The organism is Streptomyces sp. CB02980 (assembly GCF_014451325.2).
Taxonomy (GTDB): Bacteria; Actinomycetota; Actinomycetes; order Streptomycetales; family Streptomycetaceae; genus Streptomyces.
Window position 1 is genome coordinate 625,031 of record NZ_JACSCH020000002.1, and the last position, 21,884, is coordinate 646,914.

General features: G+C 72.0%; 21 protein-coding genes and 1 pseudogene. 9 read left to right on the forward strand and 13 right to left on the reverse strand.

Annotated elements, in window-relative coordinates:
- Window positions 1-9: 9 nt before the first annotated feature.
- Window positions 10-894, forward strand: a complete 885-nt coding sequence (locus tag E0F75_RS06240; RefSeq protein ID WP_187621453.1) for an NAD(P)-dependent oxidoreductase — start codon at window positions 10-12, stop codon at window positions 892-894.
- Window positions 895-947: 53 nt separating this feature from the next.
- Here the strand turns inward: E0F75_RS06240 and E0F75_RS06245 are convergent, their stop codons facing one another.
- The 3 genes from E0F75_RS06245 to E0F75_RS06255 all read right to left on the reverse strand — a co-directional run bounded on the left by E0F75_RS06245 (window position 948) and on the right by E0F75_RS06255 (window position 5,288).
- Entirely contained in the window at window positions 948-2,189 is a 1,242-nt protein-coding gene (locus E0F75_RS06245; protein WP_187621454.1) for a nitric oxide synthase oxygenase, read from the reverse strand.
- A gap of 171 nt (window positions 2,190-2,360) precedes the next feature.
- Complete coding sequence (gene gdhA, locus E0F75_RS06250) at window positions 2,361-3,707, reverse strand: NADP-specific glutamate dehydrogenase (protein ID WP_187621455.1); 1,347 nt, start codon at window positions 3,705-3,707, stop codon at window positions 2,361-2,363.
- 333 nt (window positions 3,708-4,040) lie between these two features.
- A complete protein-coding gene (locus E0F75_RS06255; RefSeq protein ID WP_187621456.1) occupies window positions 4,041-5,288 on the reverse strand; it encodes a helix-turn-helix transcriptional regulator in 1,248 nt (415 codons plus the stop codon).
- A gap of 223 nt (window positions 5,289-5,511) precedes the next feature.
- Between E0F75_RS06255 and E0F75_RS06260 the strand changes: the two genes are divergently transcribed.
- On the forward strand, window positions 5,512-6,369 hold the full coding sequence (locus E0F75_RS06260) for a DUF4232 domain-containing protein (RefSeq protein ID WP_187621457.1): 858 nt from the start codon (window positions 5,512-5,514) through the stop codon (window positions 6,367-6,369).
- 27 nt (window positions 6,370-6,396) lie between these two features.
- On the opposite strand, the gene E0F75_RS06265 is transcribed toward E0F75_RS06260, so the two are convergent.
- Together E0F75_RS06265 and E0F75_RS06270 are read right to left on the reverse strand one after the other, a co-directional pair.
- Window positions 6,397-7,587 carry an RNA polymerase sigma factor gene (locus tag E0F75_RS06265; protein WP_187621458.1) on the reverse strand — a complete coding sequence of 397 codons (1,191 nt, stop codon included), beginning with the start codon at window positions 7,585-7,587 and terminating at the stop codon, window positions 6,397-6,399.
- A complete protein-coding gene (locus E0F75_RS06270) occupies window positions 7,587-7,994 on the reverse strand; it encodes a YciI family protein (RefSeq protein ID WP_187621459.1) in 408 nt (135 codons plus the stop codon). The genes E0F75_RS06265 and E0F75_RS06270 overlap by 1 nt, the downstream gene beginning before the upstream one ends.
- A 314-nt stretch (window positions 7,995-8,308) precedes the next feature.
- On the opposite strand from E0F75_RS06270, the gene E0F75_RS06275 reads away from it, so the two are divergent.
- The 4 genes from E0F75_RS06275 (at window position 8,309) to E0F75_RS06290 (ending at window position 11,236) form a co-directional block, all read left to right on the forward strand.
- On the forward strand, window positions 8,309-8,806 hold the full coding sequence (locus E0F75_RS06275) for a SigE family RNA polymerase sigma factor (protein ID WP_030313934.1): 498 nt from the start codon (window positions 8,309-8,311) through the stop codon (window positions 8,804-8,806).
- On the forward strand, window positions 8,799-9,200 hold the full coding sequence (locus tag E0F75_RS06280; RefSeq protein WP_229312530.1) for a hypothetical protein: 402 nt from the start codon (window positions 8,799-8,801) through the stop codon (window positions 9,198-9,200). The genes E0F75_RS06275 and E0F75_RS06280 overlap by 8 nt, the downstream gene beginning before the upstream one ends.
- Window positions 9,201-9,471: 271 nt before the next feature.
- Entirely contained in the window at window positions 9,472-10,704 is a 1,233-nt protein-coding gene (locus tag E0F75_RS06285) for a mannosyltransferase family protein (RefSeq protein WP_187621460.1), read from the forward strand.
- Between the two features lie 64 nt (window positions 10,705-10,768).
- Complete coding sequence (locus E0F75_RS06290; RefSeq protein WP_187621461.1) at window positions 10,769-11,236, forward strand: hypothetical protein; 468 nt, start codon at window positions 10,769-10,771, stop codon at window positions 11,234-11,236.
- A 92-nt stretch (window positions 11,237-11,328) separates the two neighbouring features.
- On the opposite strand, the gene E0F75_RS06295 is transcribed toward E0F75_RS06290, so the two are convergent.
- The 4 genes from E0F75_RS06295 to E0F75_RS06310 all read right to left on the reverse strand — a co-directional run bounded on the left by E0F75_RS06295 (window position 11,329) and on the right by E0F75_RS06310 (window position 14,473).
- A complete protein-coding gene (locus tag E0F75_RS06295) occupies window positions 11,329-11,976 on the reverse strand; it encodes an alpha-ketoglutarate-dependent dioxygenase AlkB (protein ID WP_229312531.1) in 648 nt (215 codons plus the stop codon).
- 79 nt (window positions 11,977-12,055) lie between these two features.
- Window positions 12,056-12,733, reverse strand: coding sequence for a DUF998 domain-containing protein (locus tag E0F75_RS06300; protein ID WP_187621463.1), 678 nt, complete (start codon window positions 12,731-12,733; stop codon window positions 12,056-12,058).
- 108 nt (window positions 12,734-12,841) lie between these two features.
- The gene (locus tag E0F75_RS06305; protein WP_187621464.1) at window positions 12,842-13,651 is read right to left on the reverse strand and encodes a DUF4389 domain-containing protein; all 810 of its coding nucleotides are present in this window, start codon (window positions 13,649-13,651) and stop codon (window positions 12,842-12,844) included.
- 420 nt (window positions 13,652-14,071) lie between these two features.
- The gene (locus E0F75_RS06310; RefSeq protein WP_187621465.1) at window positions 14,072-14,473 is read right to left on the reverse strand and encodes a MerR family transcriptional regulator; all 402 of its coding nucleotides are present in this window, start codon (window positions 14,471-14,473) and stop codon (window positions 14,072-14,074) included.
- Window positions 14,474-14,688: 215 nt separating this feature from the next.
- Here E0F75_RS06310 and E0F75_RS06315 point away from each other — a divergent pair.
- Window positions 14,689-14,745, forward strand: a pseudogene (locus tag E0F75_RS06315) (hypothetical protein); the annotation flags it as partial.
- A gap of 161 nt (window positions 14,746-14,906) precedes the next feature.
- On the opposite strand, the gene E0F75_RS06320 reads toward E0F75_RS06315, so the two are convergent.
- Window positions 14,907-16,745 carry an APC family permease gene (locus E0F75_RS06320; protein WP_187621466.1) on the reverse strand — a complete coding sequence of 613 codons (1,839 nt, stop codon included), beginning with the start codon at window positions 16,743-16,745 and terminating at the stop codon, window positions 14,907-14,909.
- 161 nt (window positions 16,746-16,906) lie between these two features.
- Here E0F75_RS06320 and E0F75_RS06325 point away from each other — a divergent pair, with 161 nt between their 5' ends.
- On the forward strand, window positions 16,907-17,089 hold the full coding sequence (locus tag E0F75_RS06325) for a hypothetical protein (protein ID WP_187621615.1): 183 nt from the start codon (window positions 16,907-16,909) through the stop codon (window positions 17,087-17,089).
- Between the two features lie 245 nt (window positions 17,090-17,334).
- Window positions 17,335-19,290 carry an APC family permease gene (locus E0F75_RS06330; RefSeq protein ID WP_187621467.1) on the forward strand — a complete coding sequence of 652 codons (1,956 nt, stop codon included), beginning with the start codon at window positions 17,335-17,337 and terminating at the stop codon, window positions 19,288-19,290.
- A gap of 20 nt (window positions 19,291-19,310) precedes the next feature.
- On the opposite strand, the gene E0F75_RS06335 is transcribed toward E0F75_RS06330, so the two are convergent.
- The 3 genes from E0F75_RS06335 to E0F75_RS06345 all read right to left on the reverse strand — a co-directional run bounded on the left by E0F75_RS06335 (window position 19,311) and on the right by E0F75_RS06345 (window position 21,876).
- Window positions 19,311-19,883: a GNAT family N-acetyltransferase gene (locus E0F75_RS06335; RefSeq protein WP_187621468.1), complete on the reverse strand. Its 573-nt coding sequence runs from the start codon at window positions 19,881-19,883 to the stop codon at window positions 19,311-19,313.
- A gap of 30 nt (window positions 19,884-19,913) precedes the next feature.
- Entirely contained in the window at window positions 19,914-20,831 is a 918-nt protein-coding gene (locus E0F75_RS06340) for a YncE family protein (RefSeq protein WP_187621469.1), read from the reverse strand.
- Window positions 20,832-21,237: 406 nt separating this feature from the next.
- Window positions 21,238-21,876 carry a contact-dependent growth inhibition system immunity protein gene (locus E0F75_RS06345; RefSeq protein ID WP_187621470.1) on the reverse strand — a complete coding sequence of 213 codons (639 nt, stop codon included), beginning with the start codon at window positions 21,874-21,876 and terminating at the stop codon, window positions 21,238-21,240.
- Window positions 21,877-21,884 lie beyond the last annotated feature (8 nt).

A 21,884-nucleotide genomic window follows, 5' to 3' on the forward strand; every position in this document is an offset into this window, starting at 1 on the left:
AGTTCACCCATGTCTTCTTCCCGCGACACCGCCGTCACGGTCGTCGGTCTCGGACCGATGGGCCGGGCGCTGGCCGCCGCGTTCCTGGCGGCCGGCGTACGAACCACCGTATGGAACCGGACGCCGGGCAAGGACCGGGAGCTCGTGGCCGCCGGGGCCGTCGCGGCCGCGACCGCCGAGGAGGCGGCCGCCGCGAGCCCGCTGACCGTGGTCTGCCTGGTCAACTACGACGCCACCGACTCCGTACTGCGGCAGGAGGCCGTGACGGCCGCGCTGAAGGGGCGGACCGTCGTGAACCTCAGCGCCGACACCCCCGACCGGGCCCGGGACACCGGGCGCTGGGCCGACGAGCACGGCATCGGCTACCTCGACGGCGCCATCATGACCCCGACCACCTCCATCGGCACTCCGGCCGGGGTGTTCCTGTACAGCGGCCCGGAGGCGCTCCGTGTCGAGCACCGGGCGGTGCTCGACGCCCTGGGCGGCACCCACACCCACCTCGGGGAGGAGATCAGCCGGGCGGCGGCGTACGACATCGCACTGCTCGACATCTTCTGGACCTCGATGGCGGGCTACGCCCACGCCCTGGCGGTGGCGCGCGCCGAGGGGATCTCCCCGACCGAGCTGGCGCCGTTCGCCCAGGGCATCGGGGCGATCCTGCCGCCGCTGTTCCAGAAGCTGGCCGAGGACGTGGAGAGCGCCAGCTACTCCGGCGAGGACAACCCGCTCACCTCGGCGGTGTCGACGATGGCCCACATCGTGCACGCCTCCGAGGCGCACGGCATCGACGCGAGCCTGATGCGCGCCGCCGAGGGCCTGGCCCGCCGGACGGTGGGCCTGGGCCATGGCGCGGAGGGCTTCACCCGGGTCTCCGAGGTCCTGGGGCGGCGCTGATCGACCCGGGGGCGGCTTGATCCGTCCTGGGGCGGCGCCGGTCCCGTGCACGACTACTGGGTCCCCGGGGCAGGCGGCTGACGGGCCAGGAAGGCCGGCCGCAGGGACGGGTCGACCGCGTCGTAGTACCGGTGGAAGACCGGGGTGGCGGAGCCGGAGACCGGGGGCACGATCCAGCTCCAGTCGGCGGGCGTCTCCCTCCCGTGGCGGCTCTCCTGGGCGATGTGCCGCAGGAACCGCTGGGACTCGGTGTGGTGGTCGGCCATCGTCACCCCGGCCTCCTGGAAGGAGTGCAGCACCGCCACGTTGAGCTCGACGAGCGCCCGGTCCCGCCACAGGGTGCGTTCGCTCGACCGGTCGAACCCGAGCCGGTCCGCCACCATCGGGAGGAGGTCGTACCGCTCGGTGTCAGCGAGGTTCCGGGCGCCTATCTCGGTGCCCATGTACCAGCCGTTGAACGGCGCCGCCGGATACCGTACGCCGCCGATCTCCAGCGTCATGTCGCTGATCGCGGGCACGGCGTACCAGCGCAGGCCGAGGCCGGCGAACCACGGGTGGTCGGGGTGGCTCAGCGGCACCTCGCGGACGGCGTCGTCCGGCAGCTCGTACCACTCGGGCCGGGCGGCGGGATGCTCCCGCACCATCAACGGCAGTACCTGGAAGGGTTCTTCGTCTCGTTTCCAGCCCAGGTCGCGGGCCTGGGCGGTCAGGGACGCGCCGCGCGGGTCGCCGTGCCTCGCTCCCTCCGGCGTGCGGTGTCCGGCGTAGCGCACGAGCTGGTCGTTGACGATCCGGGGGCCGGGGCGGCCCGGCCGGTCGGGGGCGAAGACGGTGATCACGGGCCGGATCCTGCCGCCGTTGCCGGCGAGCCTGAGGTGCTCGAAGGACGCGGCGGCGATGTCGTCGGCGGAGGTGAGGTGCCGCAGGTCGCGCACCACGAGGCTGCGCCAGTAGAGCCTGCCGATGCAGCGGGCCGCGTTGCGCCATGCGACGCGGGCACCGAAGGCGAGTTCGGCCGGGGAGTGCGTGTAGGTCCCGGTGCGGTCGATCTCGGCCAGCACCTCACGCATCCGGCCCCGTACGTCCTCTCCGGCACCCGGCTGCTCGTCGTGGAACTGACGGATGAACCGCTCCGCCTCGTGTCGGTCCACGAGCTGCGGCAGCCGGCCACGGGCCTCGTGGGCGGTGGCTGCGGGCGCGGGGTCCCCGGACGCGTAGGGGCAGGTGCCGGTGCTGGGGACAGACTTCCGGCGGCGGCTGCGACTGAAGATCAATGTGTTCCTCCCGGCCCCCATGACTACCGTATGAACACATTCGGGCGCGGAGAGTGCGTGAACATCCGGTCCCGGAAGGGCCGCGCTGATACGCTTTTGCGGATCATGCCCGTATGACCGGCATGCGGCGGACGGCTCCGCGCCGCGCGCCGGGTGGCACGCGGAGCGGGGGTGTCCGTGCGGGCAGCGGCCTCAGATCACGCCCTGCGCGGTCATCGCCCGCGCCACCCGCAGGAATCCGGCCACATTGGCGCCGAGGACATAGTCCTCGGCGTTGCCGCCGTACGCCTCGGCCGTGGCACGGCACTCGGCGTGGACACCGCGCATGACCGCGGCGAGCCGGGTCTCGGTCTGCTCGAAGGTCCAGCTGTCGCGGGCCGCGTTCTGCTGCATCTCCAGCGCCGAGGTCGCCACACCGCCGGCGTTGGCCGCCTTGCCGGGGCCGAAGAGGACGCCGGCCTCCCGGAACACCTTCACCGCCTCGGGCGTGCACGGCATGTTCGCGCCCTCGGCGACCGCGAGGACCCCGTGCTTGACCAGGGCCACGGCGTCGTCGAGGCCCAGCTCGTTCTGGGTCGCGCACGGCAGGGCGATGTCGCACGGGACGTCGTACACCGTGCCCCGGGCGGAGAAGCGCGCGGTCGGCTTCGCCTCGGCATAGGCGGAGATCCGGGCCCGCCGCACCTCCTTGATGTCCTTGAGCAGGTCGAGGTCGATGCCGTCCTCGTCGACGAGGTACCCGGACGAGTCGCTGCAGGCCACCACGCGACCGCCCAGGGCGTGCACCTTCTCCGCGGCGTACACGGCCACGTTGCCGGAGCCGGAGACCACGACCCGCCGTCCGTCGAAGCCCTGGCCGCGGGTGGCGAGCATCTCCTCCGCGAAGTAGACCGCGCCGTAGCCCGTGGCCTCGGTACGGACGTGGGAGCCGCCCCAGCCCACCGGCTTGCCGGTGAGGACGCCGGACTCGTAACGGTTGGTGATCCGCTTGTACTGGCCGAAGAGGAAGCCGATCTCGCGCGCCCCGACACCGATGTCCCCGGCCGGCACGTCCGTGTGCTCACCGAGGTGACGGTAGAGCTCGGTCATGAAGGACTGACAGAAGCGCATGACCTCGCCGTCCGAGCGGCCCTTGGGGTCGAAGTCGGCGCCGCCCTTGCCGCCGCCGATCGCCATGCCCGTCAGCGCGTTCTTGAAGATCTGCTCGAAACCGAGGAACTTCACGATGCCGAGGTTGACGCTCGGGTGGAAGCGCAGCCCGCCCTTGTACGGGCCGAGGGCGCTGTTGAACTCCACCCGGAAACCCCGGTTCACCCGCACGGTGCCCTGGTCGTCGACCCACGGCACCCGGAAGAGCAACTGCCGCTCGGGCTCGCACAGTCGCTCCAGGATCGCGGTCTCGGCGTACTCGGGGTGCCGCTCAAGAGCGGGCGCGAGGGAGTCGAGGACCTCGGCGGCCGCCTGGTGGAACTCCGCCTCGCCGGGGTTGCGTCGGCGGACCTCCGCGTAGACGGCTTCCATGTGTGCGCTGACGTTCATGGGTGTCTCTCGCCTTCTTCTTCGTCGAAAGTGCCGTTGCGTGCGGGCGACGTCACGCCATTGTTGCCCGGCCCTCACACCGCGCCGCCACCGAGGCGGTCCCCGAGCCGGTCGGCCGCCCACACCGCGCGCGGCACCGGCGCCGTGAGGAGCGAGGGAGCGAACGCCGGCCGGGTCAACCACGCCGTGCCGAGGTCGTCGTGCGGAGCGTCGCCCGCCGACCGGTCGGCGAGCGGCGTGCCGAGACAGGGGGCTTGGCGAGGCCGTGGCCGTCGCGCAGGCCGTGAGGTGGAAGACGTCGGGGCGGCCCGACCGCGGGTGTCGGGTCGGTTCCTAGCGCCCCTCGGTATCGACGTTGTTGTCGATCCACTCGGTCCAGCCCAAGGGGTAGGCGTACGCGGGCCGGGCGAGGTTGCCGCTGGTACGGAACGGGCGGCCGTTGTCGTCGACGCGGAGCGTGCCGTGCTCCTCGCCGCTGGACCAGACGAGTTCCAGGTACCAGCTGACGTCGTGCGCCTGGGCGCGCGCGGCCACGTTGAAGATCACGGGGTCGGACTCGCTCGTCTTGTACGAGAACGTCCGCTGCCCGCCCACGGGAACGGCGGTGGGCCGGCCGGCGTCGAGATCGACGGCGAAGGCCTTCGTCGACACGTTGCCGCCGCAGCCGACACCCATCACGTAGTCGTTCCAGGACAGGGGCGCCTTCTTGCTCACGACCCGGACGTGGAGGGCCTCCAGGACGACCGTCTGCCTCCCGGTGCCCTGCACGGTCAGCCGGAGCAACTGGTCCGCGCCCGGCACCGCGTCGAGCGCGGCGATCCATCCCGGCGCGTCCTGCTCCGTGGGCGGCGGCGGAACCTGCTCGGGCTCCCGGTCGATCAGATAGTGCTGGCTGCAGGGCCCTTCCCAGGTGTGGGGCGCGGTGACGACGGTCGGCGCGAACGCCGTCCCCGTCGCCTTGCCCTCGGAGGGCCCGGACCGCCCCGGCGCTCCGGAGGGCGCGGTCGCGTCGCCCGCCCACCGCCCCTTCTCCGGTCCGTCCCCGCCCGAGAGGTTCATGACGAGCACGACCGCCACGGCGGCGGCGACCACGGCGGTGCCGACGACCACGGCGGTACGCCGGAGCCGCCGGCGCTTCGGAGGGGACGGGGCCGCCACCGCGGGCGGCGCCCCGGGCACGGCTGCTTCGTCCGCCGACGCCGACGCCGACTCCGTCGACGAGGCCTCGGCCGACGGCTCGGACCGCGCCTCGGCCGACGGCTCGGCCCTCGGCTCCGTCGCGGCAGCCGGGGCCGAGGCCCGGGCGGCAGCCGGGTCCACCGGGACGGCCGCGGCCTTCCGCCCGCGCGAGACGTCCGCCCGCACCCACAGCCGGTGCAGCTCGACGAGTTCGTCGGGGGTCGCTCGGCACAGCCGCGCGAGCCGCTCCACGGGCGCGTAATCCACCGGTACGGCGTCGCCGTTGACGTACCGGTGCAAGGTCGAGGCGCTCATGTGCAGACGCTTGCCCAGCGTGCCGTAGCTGAGCCCCGAGCGTTCCTTGAGCTGCCCCAACAGTGCCGCGAACTCGTCCCCCGCCACCGTTCCACCCTCTTCCGGCGTTCGTCCCCGCGTCCCAAGACAGGGACATCAGTGCAGGTCAGCGCCTTGATTTCATTCCAGCGTCCCGTACCACCCGCCAGGAGCGGCAGCTGGAACGGATCTTGTCACAAGCTGTGGTCGGCGAAGCAAGGCCGCCACGGGGAACCGGTGGCCGACGCCGCACAACGACCGATTTCCGACCCCATCCTTGAGGGGGACTCCCATGTCCGGACGCACCACCCGCACCCGTCTTCTCGCCGCCACGACGCTCGCGGTCGCCGCGCTCTCGCTCACCGCCTGCGGCAGCGGCGCCGCGAAGGACGAAGGTGCCGCCACGACGTCCGTCGCACCCACCGCCTCGGCCACGCAGCAGGCCGAGACCCCGACCAAGACCCCCACGGGCGACACGACGACGAAGCCCGAGGACGGTTCGTCCGGCAGCACGGCGGGCTCCACGAGTGGCTCGACGGCCGGCTCGACCGGCGGATCGAAGAGCGGCGGATCGAAGAGCGGCGGTACGACCACGGGCGCCGGAACGGGCACCGCAACCGGCGGGAAGTCCGGCGGCACCACCTCCGCCGGAAGCAGCGGCTCCGCCGGAAGCAACGGCACCGGCGGCAACAGCGGGGCCAACGCCTCGACGTCCGGCGGCGGCGACGACACGAGCGGGCCCTCGCGGAACAAGCAGTGCGGCGCGGGCAACACCAAGACCACCGCCACCCCGGTCGCCCGCCCGCTCAACCACATGCTGTTCACCGTCACCAACACCGGCTCCGGCCTCTGCGACCTCCTCGGCTACCCGGTCGCCCGCTTCGGCGAGGCCCAGTCCGTCCCGCCGGTCATCGAGGAGACCCACCCGCAGGCGGTCGTGACCCTCGCTCCGGGTGAGTCCGGGTACGCGGGCGTGATCCTGTCCGCCGCCGACGGCAGCGGACAGGACGGCTACACGACGACGAGCCTCACGGTCGGCTTCACCAACGGCACGACCGCCAGGCCCCGGCTCGCCGGCAAGGGCGTGTACGTCGACAGCTCGCTGCGCGTGACGTACTGGCAGAGCTCCATGGACGACGCCCTCAACTGACCGGCTCCGCATCCGGCCCGGCCGTCCTCAGCCGCGCAGGCGGGTGTTGAGGCGCGCGGCCTGGCGGGTCAGGTAGTCGCGTTCCGCGAGGTTGGGGGCCACCCGGGCCGCGTCGGCGTAGAGCCGTGCCGCCGTCCCCAGGTCCCCGGCCCGCTCGTGGAGGTACGCCGCCGCCGCGGTGGCGCGCGGCAGGGGGTGGCCATGGCCACGGGTGGACGAGCCCACGGAGGAGGTCAGATCCGCGAGCGCCGCGAGCCCGGCCCGCGGCCCGTCGGCCTCGCCGACGGCCACGGCGCGGTTGAGCCGGACGACGGGGCTGTCGGTGAGCCGTGCGAGCTCGTCGTACCACTCGACGATCTGCACCCAGTCGGTCTCCTCCGCGGTGGGCGCGTCGGCGTGGAGCGCGGCGACGGCGGCCTGGGCCTGGTACTCGCCGAGCCGGTCGCGGGCCAGGGCCGCCTGCAGGATCTCGACGCCCTCGGCGATCAGCGCGGTGTCCCAGCGGCCCCGGTCCTGCTCGGCGAGCGGCACCAGGCTGCCGTCGGGTGCGGTACGGCCGGCCCGCCGCGCGTGGTGGAGCAGCATGAGGGCGAGCAGCCCGGCCACTTCGGGGTGGTCGATGACGGCCGCGAGCTGCCGGGTGAGCCGGATGGCCTCGGCGGCGAGGTCGACGTCGCCGGAGTAGCCCTCGTTGAAGACCAGGTAGAGGACGCGCAGCACGGTGGCCACATCGCCCGGCCGGTCGAACCGCACTCCCGAGACGGTGCGCTTGGCGCGGCTGATGCGCTGCGCCATGGTTGCCTCGGGCACCAGATAGGCCTGGGCGATCTGGCGGGTCGTGAGCCCGCCGACGGCGCGCAGCGTGAGCGCGACCGCGGAGGACGGCGTCAGCGAGGGGTGGGCGCAGAGGAAGTAGAGCCGGAGCGTGTCGTCGACCGCGGGCGCGGGCCCGGGCTGCGGCTCCTCCTCGACGAGGTCCTCGCGCCGGCGCCGGGCGGTGTCCGCCCGGGTCGCGTCGAGGAACTTCCGCCAGGCGACGGTGACGAGCCAGCCCTTCGGGTCCCGGGGCGGGTCCTCCGGCCAGCAACGGACCGCCTCGACCAGGGCGTCCTGTACGGCGTCCTCGGCCGCCGCGAAGTCGGCTCCGCGGCGGACGAGGATGCCGAGCACGCCCGGCGTGAGGCTCCTGAGCAGGGCGTCGTCCACGGAAGGGCTCATCACTCCGTGATGGTGGGCGCCGTGGACAGGAACGGGCGCAGTTCGAGCCACTCGTGGATCGGCTTGCCGCCCGCGCCCGGCGCCGCGGACAGTTCGCCGGCCAGTTCGACCGCCCGCTCGTAGCTGTCGACGTCGATCTCCATCCAGCCGGCGATGACGTCCTTCGTCTCGGCGAACGGGCCGTCGGTGACCGGCGGCCGCCCCTCACCGTCGTACCGGACGAAGGTGCCCTCCGGGGAGAGCGCATGGCTGTCGACGTACTCGCCGGTCTCCTTGAGGCGGTCCGCGAAGTCGTCCATGTACGTCACGTGCGCCGAGATCTCCTCCGGCGTCCACTGGTCCATGGGGACGTCGTTGACGGCGGCGGGAGCGCCTCGGTAGTGCTTCAGCAGCAGGTACTTGGCCATGGCGGATCGTCTCCTCGGTGCCGGTGCGACCCATTGTGGTCACTTCCACCCCCGGGACGGAGCCGACCGCGGGTTCTCGACATCGGCGTCCGGATTCCTTTCGCCCCCTTGGCCGAGCCGAAGCCCCCGGGAGGTCCCACCGGGCTGTCGACGCGGACCGGACCGTCGTGGACACGCCTTCGCGCCGTCCGCCGCACGTCGTGCGACCGCCCCGGTTCTGTGACCACCATCACTCTGTGGATGCGCGAACCGTGTCAACCGGACGCCTGGCGCCAGGCGTATGCGTGGTGAAGCGAAAGATCCGGGAGTGAGTGTTGACCGTTGAGGAGTTCGAGGCGTTCTACGAGCAGGCGGTCGCGCGACTCACAGGGCAGCTGTACGTGATGCTGGGCGATCTGCACGAGGCTCAGGACGTCGTACAGGAGGCGTTCGTCAAGGGATGGAGCCGGCGACGGCAGCTCGACCGCGACGGGCAGCCGGAGGCGTGGATCCGTACGGTCGCCTGGCGCCTGGCGGTGAGTCGTTGGCGTTTCCGCAGGCGCACGTCGGACGCCTGGGACCGCGCGGGCGCTCCACCGCCCGTCGAGGGACCCGGCCCCGAGTACGTGGTGCTCATCGACGCGCTGCGCGACCTGCCCGCCCAGCAGCGCCGCACGGTGACCCTGCACTACCTGTGCGACCTGAGCGTCGAACAGATCGCCGGCGAGACGGGCCAGTCCGCCAGCACCGTCAAGACGCACCTGGTCCGTGGCCGGGTCGCCCTCGCCGATCGACTGCAGCCCCGGAACGTTGAGGAGGACCCCGGTGCTTGACCCCCAGGACGCCCAGGACCCCCGGGACCCTCTTCGCGACATGTTCCGGCAGGCCGCCGCCTCCGGGCAGGCCCGCGCCCGCGCCGTATCGGTCGCGCGCATCGCCGAACGCGCCAGGCGCGCGCACCGGCGCCGCGTCGCCGTGGCCGCAGGGGCCGCGTGCCTGATCCTCGCCGGTGGCGGGGTGACCGCGGCGGCTCTCCTGTCGGACGCGCCGACTCCGGTCGTACCGGCGGTCAGCCCCTCGGCCGACGCGCCGTCCCCCGGGGAGACCACCGGCCCGCCGCTGAGCAGCTCGACAGCACCGGGCTCGCCCACCCAGGAGGGCCCCGACGGCGATCCGTCGGCGACGACGACGGAGCCGTCGGGACGGGTGACGACGTCGCCGCCCTGAGCACAGCGCGGGCCGAATCCCTGAACCGGCCGGACCACCGAACCGCCGGGACCGTTGAACCGGCCGGACCACCGAACCGCCGGGACCTTCGAACCGGCCGGACCACCGAACCGCGCCCCTGCCCACCCCGGCGGGCCACTTGACCTCCCCGGGCGGCCCCTGACCACCCCAGCCCCCGCCCGACCTGACCTCCGCCGCATGGCCCCCTCGCCCCGTGACGCGCCGCCGTCGCGCGATCCGCCGTGCCCTCCCACCCCGACGAAAGTCCCCTATGTCTGCGATATCCCCGAGGTCGCGGGAAAAGACGACGCCGCTTCCCCCGCTCCTCCCCCTCCCCCTCCCCCGCACCGACCGCCGCCGGCGGCTGCTGACGCTGCCGCTCAGCGCCGAGGACCGGGACGTGCTGTGGCTGTATCTGCTCACCCGCACGGCCCTGTGGATCACCGCCTACGGCGCACGATGGCTCTTCCCGGCCGACGCCGGCGCACGCGACGCGGGCCCCGTCCTCGCGCCCTTCGAACGCTGGGACTGGGGACACTTCCTGAACGTGGCGCGCGACGGCTACTTCCCGGCGGGAAGCGGCCCGTGGGACGCCGAGTGGGACAACCGCGAGGCGTTCTTCCCGGGATTCCCCCTCGCCCTGCGGGCCCTCCACACCGTCGTACCGAGCTGGACCGCGGCCGGGCTGCTGATCTCGTTCGTCGCCGGCGGGATCGCGGTTCTGGCACTCGTACGGATCGCACGCCTGTATCTGCCCGACGCGAACGCCGGCCGACGGACGGCTCAGCTCCTGCTGCTCTCGCCGTGTGCGGTCTTCCTCGCCACCGGGTACAGCGAGTCGCTCTTCCTCTCCCTCGCCCTGCCGGCCTGGCTCGCCGCCCACCGCCGCAACTGGCCCCTGGCCGCCGCGCTGGCCGCACTGGCGACGACCGTCCGCATCAGCGGTCTGTTCCTCGCCGCGGCCCTCGCCCTGCACTTCGTCCTGACGGCCCGTGCCCGGTCCGACTGGCGGCCGCTGCCCTGGCTCGCCCTGCCGGCCCTTCCCGCGGCCCTGTACGCCTGGTATCTGCACGCCCACACCGGCGACTGGATGGCCTGGAAACACGCCCAGGAGCGGGGGTGGTACCGCCAGTTCCACGCACCGTGGGACGCCTGGAGCAACACCTGGCAGTCCGCGTTCGACCAGGTCCAGACGACCGGCTACGCCTTCATGTTCCAGGCCGAACTCCTCGCCATGGTCGTCGGCCTCGCGCTGGTGGCCCTCCTGGTACGCCGCCGCCGCTGGCCCGAAGCCGCCTACGTCGGCCTCAGCCTGTGGGCCCTGGGGACGTCCTACTGGTACCAGTCCATCCCCCGGGCGACCCTCCTGTGGTGGCCCCTGTGGATCACGCTGGCCGCGTGGACCCTTCGCTCACCACGCTTCAGGACCGCCTACTTCTGCCTCGCCGCACCCCTGTCGACGCTGTTCGCCCTGACGTATCTGACCGGGCGCTGGGCCGGCTGACGGGCCGACGATCTTCGGGGCGCCGAGGGGCAACCCCGTACCGCCGCGCGGCGTCCTACCGACCGTGACCGACCTCTTCGCACCCGACTCCCCCTCCGGATCCGACTCGTTCGACGAGGAGGAGACGGTACGACCGGGCCCCTTCTGGCGCCACGCGCTCTGGGTGGTGGGCGTCAGCGCCGCCGCGGTGGCGGCGGGTTGGCTCACCTCCCTGTTCCGGATCGGCCCCGAGGAGTACGGCCTCCCGCCCGCCGCGCCCGGCGCGCTGTGGCCGTACCTGGTCGCCTGGGCCGCGATCGGCCTCGCCGTGGCGGCCGTCCTGCGAGCCACCGCCGCGAAGGTCCCGGTCTACGCCCCCGGCCGGATCGCGGCCGGGCTGACGTATCTGGGCACCCGGATCTCCCTCGGCTGGCGCCCGGAGGCACCGCCGGCCGGCGCGATGGCGGCGGCGGCCCTGATCGTGGCGGCCGTCTGGTGCGCCATCGCACTCCGCCCGCACCGGGCGAAGACGGAGACCGGGGCCGAGGTCTAGCCCCGAACCGAGGTCCAGCCGCCGGTCCAGCCCCCGGTCCAGGCGCAGGTCCAGACACCGTCCGGGCGCAGGTCCGGACACGGGCTCGGGTCTCAGCGGACTCCGCGGGGGCGGAACTGCACGCTGATGCGGGGTCCGACGGCGCGGCTCGTCTTGGGGACGGCGTGTTCCCAGGTGCGCTGGCAGGAGCCGCCCATCACGACGAGGTCGCCGTGGCCGAGCGGAAGGCGGAGATACGTGGGGCCGCCGGCCCGCGGGCGGAAGGCGAGGTCGCGGGGGTCGCCCAGGGAGAGGATGGCGACCATCGTGTCGTGATGGGCGGAACGGCCGGTGCGGTCGCCGTGCCAGGCGACGCTGTCGCGGCCGTCGCGGTAGAGACAGAGACCGGCCGAGACGAAGGGTTCCCGGAGCTCGGCGGCGTAGTGGGCACCGAGCGTCTCCCGGGCCTCGGCGAGGGCCGGGTGCGGGAGGGGTGCTCCTTCGCCGTAGTGGGCCAGGAGCCGGGGTACGGCGACGACGTTGTCGTACATCGGCCGTTCCTCGGCCCGCCAGGGCACCCGGCCGACGAGCTCCTCGAACAGCGCGTCGGCGCCGTGCAGCCAGCCGGGGAGGTGGTCGACCCAGGCGCCACCGTCGAGCGGTGTCCGCCGGAGACCGTCCAGCGGGCCGTAGCGGATCTCGTCGCCCTGGTCGAACAAGGAACCCTGGAGTCCGGGCAGGGCGGGTCGTGCGTCGGTCACGGACCCACCATAACGCCAAATCGAACATACAAGCGAGCAGAGTCGACGACGCGGCGCGCCTCGCTTCCCCACGCCACGGTCATCGAGGCGGCGCAGACGTCTCGTCGCTCTCATCACTCTCGTCACTGACACCACTCTCACCACTCTTGCCTCCCTTACCTCCCTTGCCGCTCAAGTCACCGGCGTAGCGGAGGCAGGAGGCGACCACCACCAGGGGCCAGGTGGACTGGATGCAGGTCACGAGCCGCTCGGCGACACCGGCGGACCCCTGCCGGTCCATCTCGACGAGGAACCAGACCGCACCGAGGGCCATCAGTACGGTCACGGCGACGGAGGGCGTCAGCCGCAGCCCCCACGGCACGCCGCCACGGCGTACGGCGGCCAGCACCGGCCACACCGCGAGCAGCGTGAAGCCGGCCACGACGGCCGCTCCGTGCTTCAGGGACCCCCCACTGCTCGGCGCGGGCACCAGCGCGACCACGAAGGCCGCCACACCGCCACCGGCGAGCGCCACCCGCCCGGCGGGAGCAGCGGGCCGCAGCCCCCATGCGGTGACGAGGTGGCAGACGCCCAGCGCGAGGAACGCCCCGGTCATGACCCAGGACCCCTCGGCCCCGTAGGCCGCGAGGACGCTGATGGTCTGCGTGACGGGATCGTAGGCGGGTCCTTCGAGCAGCGCCGCGACGATCCAGCCACCGACCAGCAGCAGCGGGGCACACCCCGAGGACAACAGAGCCCATCTGGGAACGAATCGCATCGAACCACCGTAAGACGAGGCATTCTTCCCCCACCGCACCACGGGGAACGCGTCAGCCGTGTTCCCCGCGCGGCGGCGTCCAGTACATACGCAAGCCCGCCGGGGCGGTCACCCCGCGACTCGACCGGCGGCCGCGCCCGGGTAGTCGTCGCCGGTGTCGTCGTAGTCGATCGTGCCCGAGGTCAGATGACCGGCGAGCCCGAGGAGCAGGAAGAGCCAGACCAGTACCTGCGCGGCGGTGCTCAGCCGGAGCGGACGGGTCGCGGAGTACGCGGGCTGTGCGGCGGCTTCGGGGGCGTCGCCCAGGAGCCCCTTGGGGTACACGGGCGTCAGCATCATCGCGTAGGCGGCCAGCCGCATCCGGTACCGGACGACGGCCGCCGTGGCTCCGAAGACCGGTTCGGGGAGGCGGCCCAGGATGATGCCGATCAGCCAGAACACCCAGCTGATGGCGAACCAGCCGGACTGCGCGAGGCTGCTGACGATGGCCGCCGGGATCATCAGGATCAGCCGGAACAGGACAGCGAGCCGGTTGAGCGGGGTGGCGCGCAGCTCGATGCGCACCGGGTAGTCGGGCGCGTCGAAGGCGAACGGGGGGTACCGGTCGACGAGGAGGGCCGCACTCGCCGAGACGCGGGTCTGGTAGGCGAGGACCGAGCCGAGGAAGGACGCGATCGGGTCGGGCAGCCGGCCCAGGACCAGGGCGCTGAACCAACCCGCGATCGTGACGAAGAAGGCGGCGAAGGACAGCAGGGCGACGACGATGAACTGCGGGAGGAGCAGCAGCCAGCGCAGCAACACCGTCCACCGACGCTGCTGCCCCGGCGGGGGCACGTCCAGAACGGGCCGCCATTCGGCCCCGCCGAACCCGTCGGCACCGGCGCCGTCCGTGGGCCGGGGCTCCCAACCTGCTGCCATGACGGCCTCCGTCTCTCCCGCGTCCCCCGCTTCCCCGGTCACGTCGATGGTGACCCGCCGGACAGGCGCTCGCACGGCCACGGGGGCCACCTGGACCACATGGCACCGCACCCTGCGTCACGGGCGAGGTGCAGGTACGCCGCTCATACGTCGTCACGGGCCGAGGTGCACGTACGCCGGAGCGGTCCGCAGGCCGCGGAAGGCCGAATGGCCCGCACCCCTGCCAGGTGCGGGCCGTTCGCCTGCTCACGGGCTTGCCGGAAAGGGGGGACGGCAAGTCCGCGAGCACGAGGAGCGGTCCCATGCGCTCATCACCCGCCTGCCCCCGATCCCACCTTCCACACCACCCCGCGAGTGCGGCCGCAGCGAGGGCGGACAGGGGCAGGTCGTCGAACACACCAACCGGAGTCCCGGGGCCGGTCACGCCTCCGGTCGATCGCGAATCAGTGTGTCGAGTCGGCGCCAGGCCGGGGAAGAGGCGTTGACCGCCGCCTGGATGAGGGCGGGGATCTCGGAGGCCGAGTCCACCTCGGGCGGTTCGCCGGGGCCGTAGCGTCGCCGCGTCGCGTCGACGATGCGGTGGGCGAGTGCGTCGACGCGTGGATCCCCGGCGTCGAGGTCGTGAGCGCGGTCGTAGTCGAGGAAGAGCTGCCGTAGCGCCGGGTCGGCGAGGGACTCGGACTGGTCGCGAAAGAGCGCGCCCGCATGGTCCGGATGGGTGGCGAAGACGAGGATCCACAGGTCTCGCTGGAGGTCCACCCAGCGCGGGGTGAATCCCCAGTCGGCCAGTTGCGTCAGGTGGGCGGCGACCTCCGCAGGCACCGGTGCCAACTCTCCGGCGGCGAGTCGGCGCAGGCGCCTCTGTGTCGCCCGCAGGTCACGGATGCGGGCGGTGAGTTCCTCGTCGATCCCGCCGGGCCGTTTCGTCCCCGTGCTCGGTACCGCCTTCGAGCAACTCGCCCCCTGGGAGGGGATGTTCTACGTCCACCGCGCCCGACGAGCGCCGTCAGCACCTGGCCCTGGCCTGCGTCGCCGGACTGACCGCCGACATCGCGGCCCGCGGCCGCCGCGCCGGCTGGAGCTGCTCCCGCGACAACCGCCCGAGCCGCCTCCTCGCCTGGACCGCGGGCTTCCGGCTGGCCCACGAGTACGTCCACCAGGTGTCCAGGACTCCGGCGGCGACGGCAGCCGTGTCCCGAAGCGGAATCCTCATGATCCACCTCGCAGGATCCGGCCCCCGCTGTCCCCGGCATGCTCAGCAGCGGAAGCGGAGCCGGCAGACGACGGCGTTCGTGTCGCGGCGGACGGCGTGGGCGACGACCGCGCCCCGCTGGTTCTGCAGGGCCCGCTGCCACAGGTGCTCGGGTTCGGCCTCGGGGACGAGGACGGTGACCCGGGTGCCCGGTTCGGTCGCCGCCAGGTCGCGTACGTACGCGGTGATGGGCCGGCCGAGCGAACGGCGCTCGGAGGGGAGCCGGACCAGCGGGACGCCGGGGTTCCACAGCGCCCAGTCGCGTTCCAGGGCCTCGGTGGCGGCCACGTCCTCGGGGTCCGGGTGGCAGACGGTGACCGCGCGGACCTCGTCGCCGAGGGAGACCGCGGCCGTAAGGGCCTCGCTGGTGAGGCGGGTCAGCGAGGAGACGGGGACCAGGACGAGAGAGCGTTCGCGGTGCGGCGGTTCGGGGATCCGGCCGACGCCGAGACGCTCGCCGATCCGCCCGTACGCCCGGTGCACGGCCTCGAAGGCGAGGACGAGGACCGGCAGGGCGATGACGATCAGCCAGGCCCCGTCGTGGAACTTGGTGGCGGTGACGACGACCGCGGAGACACCGGTGAGAACCGCGCCGAGACCGTTCAGCACGGCCTTCGCGGCCCACTTGGGGCCGCGCTCGCGGCGCCAGTGCAGGACCATGCCGGTCTGGGCGATCGTGAAGCCGACGAAGACGCCGATCGCGAAGAGCGGGACGAGCGTGTTCGTGTCGCCCGCGGAGAAGACGAGCAGCGCGGCGGAGACGACGGCGAGCCAGACGACACCGTGGCGGTGGACCTGGCGGTCGGCCTTCAGGCCGAAGACGTGCGGCAGACAGTTGTCGCGGGCCAGGAGCTTCAGCAGGACGGGAAGGCCGCCGAAGGAGGTGTTCGCGGAGAGCGCCAGCAGCACCATGGTGGCGAACTGCACGACGTAGAAAGCCCAGTTGTGTCCGAGGGAGGCGTCGGCGAGCTGGGCGAGGACGGTGACGCCCTCGACCGGCTGGAGCCCGAAGCGGGAGATCAGGACCGACAGGCCGATCAGCATCACACCGAGCAGCGCGCCGAGCGCGACCTCCGCGCGCATCGCCCGGCGGGCCGCCGGGGCGCGGAACGACGGCACGGCATTGGCGATCGCCTCGACGCCGGTGAGGGCCGAGCAGCCGGAGGCGAAGGCCTTCAGCAGGAGCAGCGCGCCGACGGTGGTGGCGTTGTCGGTGAGGACGGAGGCGTGCCCGTCGGACGCGGCCGTGGAGACGGGGGCGTCGCGGAACAGGCCGACGACGATCAGCACCAGGATCGCGCCGATGAAGACGGCGGTCGGGGCGATGAACACACGGGCCGAGTCGACGATCCCGCGCAGGTTCACGCCCGTGATCAGCACGAGGACCGCCAGACAGATCCACAGCCGGTCGCCGTACAGCTCGGGGAGGGCCGAGGTCAGGGCGGCGACGCCGGCCGTCACGGCCACGGCGACGTTCAGGACGTAGTCGAGGACGAGCGAACCCGCCGCGACCAGGCTGGTGCGACGACCGAGGTGCGCCTTGGCCACCGCGTAGGATCCGCCGCCGTCGGGGAACGCGGCGATGACCTGCCGGTACGAGGCCACGAGGACGGCCAGCAGGCCCGCGATGGCCAGCGTGACCGGAAGGGTGAAGCCGATCCCGTATCCGCCGGCTGCCGCGAGGACCAGAACGACGGCCTCGGGGCCGTACGCCACCGAGGCCATCGCGTCGAGCGAGAGCGCGGCGAGTCCGGTGACGGTCGTCAGCTTGTGCCGCGCACCGGTGTCCGGGGGTTCCTCGACGACGGGCGTGGCACCGTTCTCGGTGGTCGGAGCGGACATGCGGGTGTTCTCCTTCGTGCTCAGGTCCGCTCAGGGTGTGTCCCGGTCAGCACGCTCCCCCTCGTTCCTGGCGGGTTCTTGGCGCCCGGCGGCGCTCTCTTCACACCTTCTTGACGCGAGCGCTCGGCAACCACGGGCGTCCACGGGGCTACGGTCGTGCCATGAGCCGGAACAGCGCGCGGACGCCCGCCGACAGCCGCATGCGACGCATGTCGCTGTCGCTCGCCGCCACGGCTCTGCCCGTCTGCGCCCTCGGAGTCGCGTACGACACCCTGTGGCTGCTCGGCGCAGGAGCCTGGCTCCTCATCGCGGCCGTCCTGATCGAGCTCGTCTACCGCCCATGACCGCTCCAGCGACGCCCTGCCATCAAGGCCGACGCGCTCCCGCGGAGGCACACGTCGGCGTCTCCCGGTCGCGCTGACCGCCCGCGCGCTCGATCGGTCAGCGCCGAGGATGAGCCTGACCGGTGCATCTTGACGCTTTCCTGACGCGCCCGGCCTGATCGGCCGTTGACGCGTTGCTTACGCTGGCCCGGCCCGTCCGCACGACGGCGAATCCCCTCATCCAGCAGCAGCTCAGGAGTACCCCCATGGCCACCACACCGGACGCGCGCACCGGGCGACTGCGCGCGTGGATGCTGGAGGGCCTCTCCGACATGGGGAAGGGCAAGCCCTCCCGGCCCAAGGAGTCGGCGCCGGACGCCGGACACAAGGGGCAGCGCTGGTGGCGGGTCATGTGCCTGACGGGTGTGGACTACTTCTCCACCCTCGGCTACCAGCCCGGCATCGCCGCCCTGGCCGCCGGCCTGCTCTCCCCCATCGCCACCATCGTCCTGGTGATCGTCACCCTGGCCGGCGCGCTCCCCGTGTACCGGCGGGTGGCGGAGGAGAGCCCGCACGGCGAGGGCTCGATCGCGATGCTGTCGCGGCTCCTGTCCTTCTGGAAGGGCAAGCTGTTCGTCCTCACCCTCCTCGGCTTCGCCGCGACCGACTTCCTCATCACGATCACCCTGTCGGCGGCCGACGCCTCCACCCACCTGGTGGAGAACCCGCACCTGGAAGAGGCCCTGCACGACAAGCAGGTCCTGATCACCATGGTCCTGATCGCGCTGCTCGGCGCGGTGTTCCTCAAGGGCTTCCTGGAGGCCATCGGCGTCGCCGTCGTCCTCGTGGGCGTCTACCTCGCGCTCAACGCGGTCGTCGTCGTGACGGGCCTGTGGCACGTCCTGACCGAGGGCCACGTGGTCACGGACTGGACTGCCGCACTGACCACCGAGCACGGCAACGTCTTCGCCATGATCGGCGTCGCCCTGCTCGTCTTCCCGAAGCTCGCGCTGGGCCTGTCCGGCTTCGAGACGGGTGTGGCGGTCATGCCGCACGTCCAGGGCGAGCCGGGCGACACGGAGGAGAAGCCCGCCGGACGCATCCGGGGTACGAAGAAGCTGCTGACGACGGCCGCGCTCATCATGAGCGTCTTCCTGATCTGCACGAGCTTCATCACCACCGTCCTCATCCCGCACGAGGAGTTCGAGTCCGGCGGCAAGGCCAACGGCCGCGCCCTCGCCTACCTCGCGCACGAGTACCTCGGCAACGCGTTCGGCACCGTCTACGACGTGTCGACCATCCTGATCCTGTGGTTCGCGGGCGCCTCGGCGATGGCCGGCCTGCTCAATCTGATGCCGCGCTACCTGCCGAAGTACGGCATGGCCCCGCACTGGGCCCGCGCCGTCCGCCCCATGGTCATCGTCTTCACCCTGGTCGCGTTCCTCGTGACGTGGATCTTCGACGCGGACGTCGACGCTCAGGGTGGTGCGTACGCCACCGGTGTCCTGGTCCTGATCTGCTCGGCCGCCATCGCGGTGACCATCGCGGCCCGCAAGGCCGGCCAGCGGGGCTGGACCATCGGCTTCGGGGTCATCTCCGCCGTGTTCCTCTACACCACCGTCGTCAACGTCATCGAGCGCCCCGACGGTGTGAAGATCGGCGCCTGCTTCATCGCCGGCATCATCCTCATCTCCCTCCTCTCCCGCCTCGGCCGCGCCTTCGAGCTCCGCGTCACCCACGTCGACCTCGACGAGATGGCCCAGCGCTTCATCCAGGACATCTCCCGCCGCACTCCGCGCTTCATCGCCAACGAGCCCGACAACCGGGACGTCGCCGAGTACCGCGACAAGATCGAGCAGATCCGCGCCGACAACGACCTGCCGACCACCGAGGACTTCGTCTTCGTCGAGGTGACGGTCACCGACCCCTCGGAGTTCGAGGCGGGCCTGACGGTGCGGGGCGAGGTCCTGCACGGCCGCTTCCGCGTCCTCACCGTGGAGTCCTCCTCAGTCCCCAACGCGCTGGCGGCCCTGCTCCTCCACTCCCGCGACATGACGGGCGTCAGCCCCCACATCTACTTCGAGTGGACCGAGGGCAACCCCTTCGCCAACTTCCTCCGCTTCTTCCTCCTCGGCCAGGGCGAGGTCGCCCCGGTCACCCGAGAGGTCCTGCGCGAGGCGGAACCCGACCGCGACCGCCGCCCCCGCGTCCACGTCGGCTGAGGGCCCGCGGGGCCGGTCTGTCAGCGCAGGTCGAGTCGCATCAGGACCCGGGGGTGACCGGCAAGCACCGATGTGGTGTCGGCGGCGTGGGTGAACCCGGCGCGTTCGAGGTTCTTCCGGATCCCGGCGTACGCCATCGTCATGTCGACCTTCGCGTCACCGCTGTCGATCGGGTACGCCTCGATCGCCGGTGCGCCGTGGCTGCGGGCGAACTCGACCGCGTCGGCGATGAGGGCGTGCGAGATGCCCCTCTTGCGATGACCGGGGCGTACGCGGATGCACCACAGCGACCAGACCGGCAGCTCGTCGACGTGCGGGATCTTACGGCTGCGCGCGAAGGCGGTGTCCGAGCGCGGCGCCACGGCGGCCCATCCGACCGGCTCGTCACCGTCGTACGCGAGCACCCCCGGGGCGGGGACCGACCGGCACAGCCCGGCGACGTACTCCCCGCGGGCCGGCCCACGGAGCTCGTTGTTGAGCTTGGACGGGATCCGGTAGCTCAGGCACCAGCAGACGTTGGCCCCGGGTGACTTCGGCCCGACCAGGGTGCGGACATCCTCGAAGACCGAAGCCGGGCGAACCACGATGGTCATGGCACCACGATGTCACGGATGGGGTGACGTCTAGCCGGCGGCGAGATCAATTGCCGAAACGGTGTCGTCGCCGCTGTTGGCGACATAGACGCGATCGCTGTGGGGCTCGAAGGCCAGGCCCTCCGGTCGGGAGCCCACCGGGATGGTGGCGCTCACGCTGTTGGACGTGGCATCGATCACCGTCACCGTACCTTCGACGTGAGTGACGTAGGCGTCGCCTCGAGAGTCGACCGTTACACCAACGGGTCCTGCTGCCACGTCGATATCAGCGACGCCACCCGTAGCGGTATCGATCACAGACACTGTGTGGAAGCCTGAATTGGCGACAAGGACACGACGCCTCTGGGCATCGGCCACTATGCCGGTGGGCTGCTGTCGTACGGGGATGGTCGCCACGATCCCGTCGGTCGCAGGGTCGATCACCGACACGCTGTTGAAGTCGGGTCGCGTGACGAAGGCGAGGTGACTCACGGAATCAACCGCCACACCAAGTGCACCGGGAACATCGATGAAGTCGGGGGCGAATGGGGGCAGCGCGCCGCTGATGTTGATCAGCGACACCCTGCCGAGACCACGGTTGGTCACGTACGCGCGACTCAGATGGTGATCGATCGCCACCCCCACCATGTGGGGTAGTGGGATGAGCAGGCCTTCGACGCCGACAGTGCCGATGACGGCGTTGAGTCTGTCGATCATTGACACGGTGTTGTCGCCGCCGTTGGCCACGCAGGCGCCGAATTGAGGATCGGTTGCGACGCTCTCCGGACGCAATCCGACGATGATGGTGTCGGTCACCGTGTTGGTCGAAGAATCGATCACGGACACGGTGTTGGCACCGCTGTTGGTCACGAAGACGCGGTCGTGGACACTCACGGCCACACCAACCGGCTTCGCTCCCACCGGGATGTCGGCTACGACACGCAGCTCTTCGGTGTTGGGTACGTTCATTACTACATGACCTTCGTGATCGAGCGACCCGCAGAGGAAGTTGTCGTCGCCGGCCCGTGCCGGGAGCGTCGCTTCGGGGGTTCGGGAGCGGTGGTACTCCGCGATGTCGCTACCGGCTTGCCGTGCGTGACAGCCGTTCGGCATCGCTGGACTTCAGAAGCCCCGCCTCTTCGCTACTGCGAGCGCATGGACCCGACCACCCCCGGTTGCCAGTGGTCTACATCAGACTCTGAGTTCAAGTATGGGCGCGAACGTTGCACCCTGCGAGTTGGATCGCCGTGAGATCCCTGCTCCCGCGGCTGAGACCGTGTCCGAGAACTGGATCGCCGACGAGCACGGCCCATCTGCTCGGACACGCGGCCAGGAGACCGCAACGACACCACTGCGGGCCCGATCACGGACCAGCTCAGGCACGCAGCCGTACGGCGAGCGTGGCGAGCCAGGCGCCGGGGGTGAACGGTACCGGGGGCTCGACCTCCGCACCGAGTGTCACCAGCGCCAGGGCCAGGCCGTCCTCGTCGAGGCCGAGGGCGAGGAGGTCGTGCAACTCCCCCGTCAGCTGGGCGACGAGCCCCGTATCGGTGCCCGCCAGGTAGTCGGCGAGCGCGGCCTCGTGGTCGCCGAACTCGTCCGGCATGTCCTGCGAGAACCAGCCGCCGAGCAGTTGCGCCAGCTCGGGGAAGCGGGCCCGCCACTCCCAGGGCGTCGCGGGCGCGGCAGGCGGTGGCGCCTGTCCGTTCGCCAGGCTGCCGTCGAGCCGGTCGGCGAGGCCCGTGAGCCAGTCCCGGGTCTCCTCGGGCGGTAGCCCCACGTCGGGCAGCCGGTAGTACTCGCCGAGCCGCATCCGCAGCCGCCCCGGCGGATTGTCGGCGTAGACGCGCAGTTGCTCGGCCGCGACGGCGATCGCCCAGGGCCGGGTGCGCCAGGTCTGCCGCAGATAGCCGGCCACCGCCTCGGGAGCGTGCGGACCGAGGCCCAGGTGAGCTCGGACGACCTGGTCGAGCTCGCCGTACTTGCGGTCGTGCTCGGCAGGGTTCAGGGACACGGTGGCCT

What these genes read in the sequence shown, in the direction of transcription:
- E0F75_RS06340 (WP_187621469.1), bottom strand. Translation starts at nt 20,831, where the DNA reads ATGAACGTACCCAACACCGAAGAGCTGCGTGTCGTAGCCGACATCCCG.
- E0F75_RS06335 (WP_187621468.1), bottom strand. Translation starts at nt 19,883, where the DNA reads ATGACCATCGTGGTTCGCCCGGCTTCGGTCTTCGAGGATGTCCGCACC.
- E0F75_RS06265 (WP_187621458.1), bottom strand. Translation starts at nt 7,587, where the DNA reads ATGAGCCCTTCCGTGGACGACGCCCTGCTCAGGAGCCTCACGCCGGGC.
- E0F75_RS06325 (WP_187621615.1), top strand. Translation starts at nt 16,907, where the DNA reads ATGAGCCGGAACAGCGCGCGGACGCCCGCCGACAGCCGCATGCGACGC.
- E0F75_RS06305 (WP_187621464.1), bottom strand. Translation starts at nt 13,651, where the DNA reads ATGGCAGCAGGTTGGGAGCCCCGGCCCACGGACGGCGCCGGTGCCGAC.
- E0F75_RS06285 (WP_187621460.1), top strand. Translation starts at nt 9,472, where the DNA reads ATGTCTGCGATATCCCCGAGGTCGCGGGAAAAGACGACGCCGCTTCCC.
- E0F75_RS06260 (WP_187621457.1), top strand. Translation starts at nt 5,512, where the DNA reads ATGTCCGGACGCACCACCCGCACCCGTCTTCTCGCCGCCACGACGCTC.
- E0F75_RS06270 (WP_187621459.1), bottom strand. Translation starts at nt 7,994, where the DNA reads ATGGCCAAGTACCTGCTGCTGAAGCACTACCGAGGCGCTCCCGCCGCC.
- gdhA (WP_187621455.1), bottom strand. Translation starts at nt 3,707, where the DNA reads ATGAACGTCAGCGCACACATGGAAGCCGTCTACGCGGAGGTCCGCCGA.
- E0F75_RS06245 (WP_187621454.1), bottom strand. Translation starts at nt 2,189, where the DNA reads ATGGGGGCCGGGAGGAACACATTGATCTTCAGTCGCAGCCGCCGCCGG.
- E0F75_RS06330 (WP_187621467.1), top strand. Translation starts at nt 17,335, where the DNA reads ATGGCCACCACACCGGACGCGCGCACCGGGCGACTGCGCGCGTGGATG.
- E0F75_RS06320 (WP_187621466.1), bottom strand. Translation starts at nt 16,745, where the DNA reads ATGTCCGCTCCGACCACCGAGAACGGTGCCACGCCCGTCGTCGAGGAA.
- E0F75_RS06300 (WP_187621463.1), bottom strand. Translation starts at nt 12,733, where the DNA reads ATGCGATTCGTTCCCAGATGGGCTCTGTTGTCCTCGGGGTGTGCCCCG.
- E0F75_RS06240 (WP_187621453.1), top strand. Translation starts at nt 10, where the DNA reads ATGTCTTCTTCCCGCGACACCGCCGTCACGGTCGTCGGTCTCGGACCG.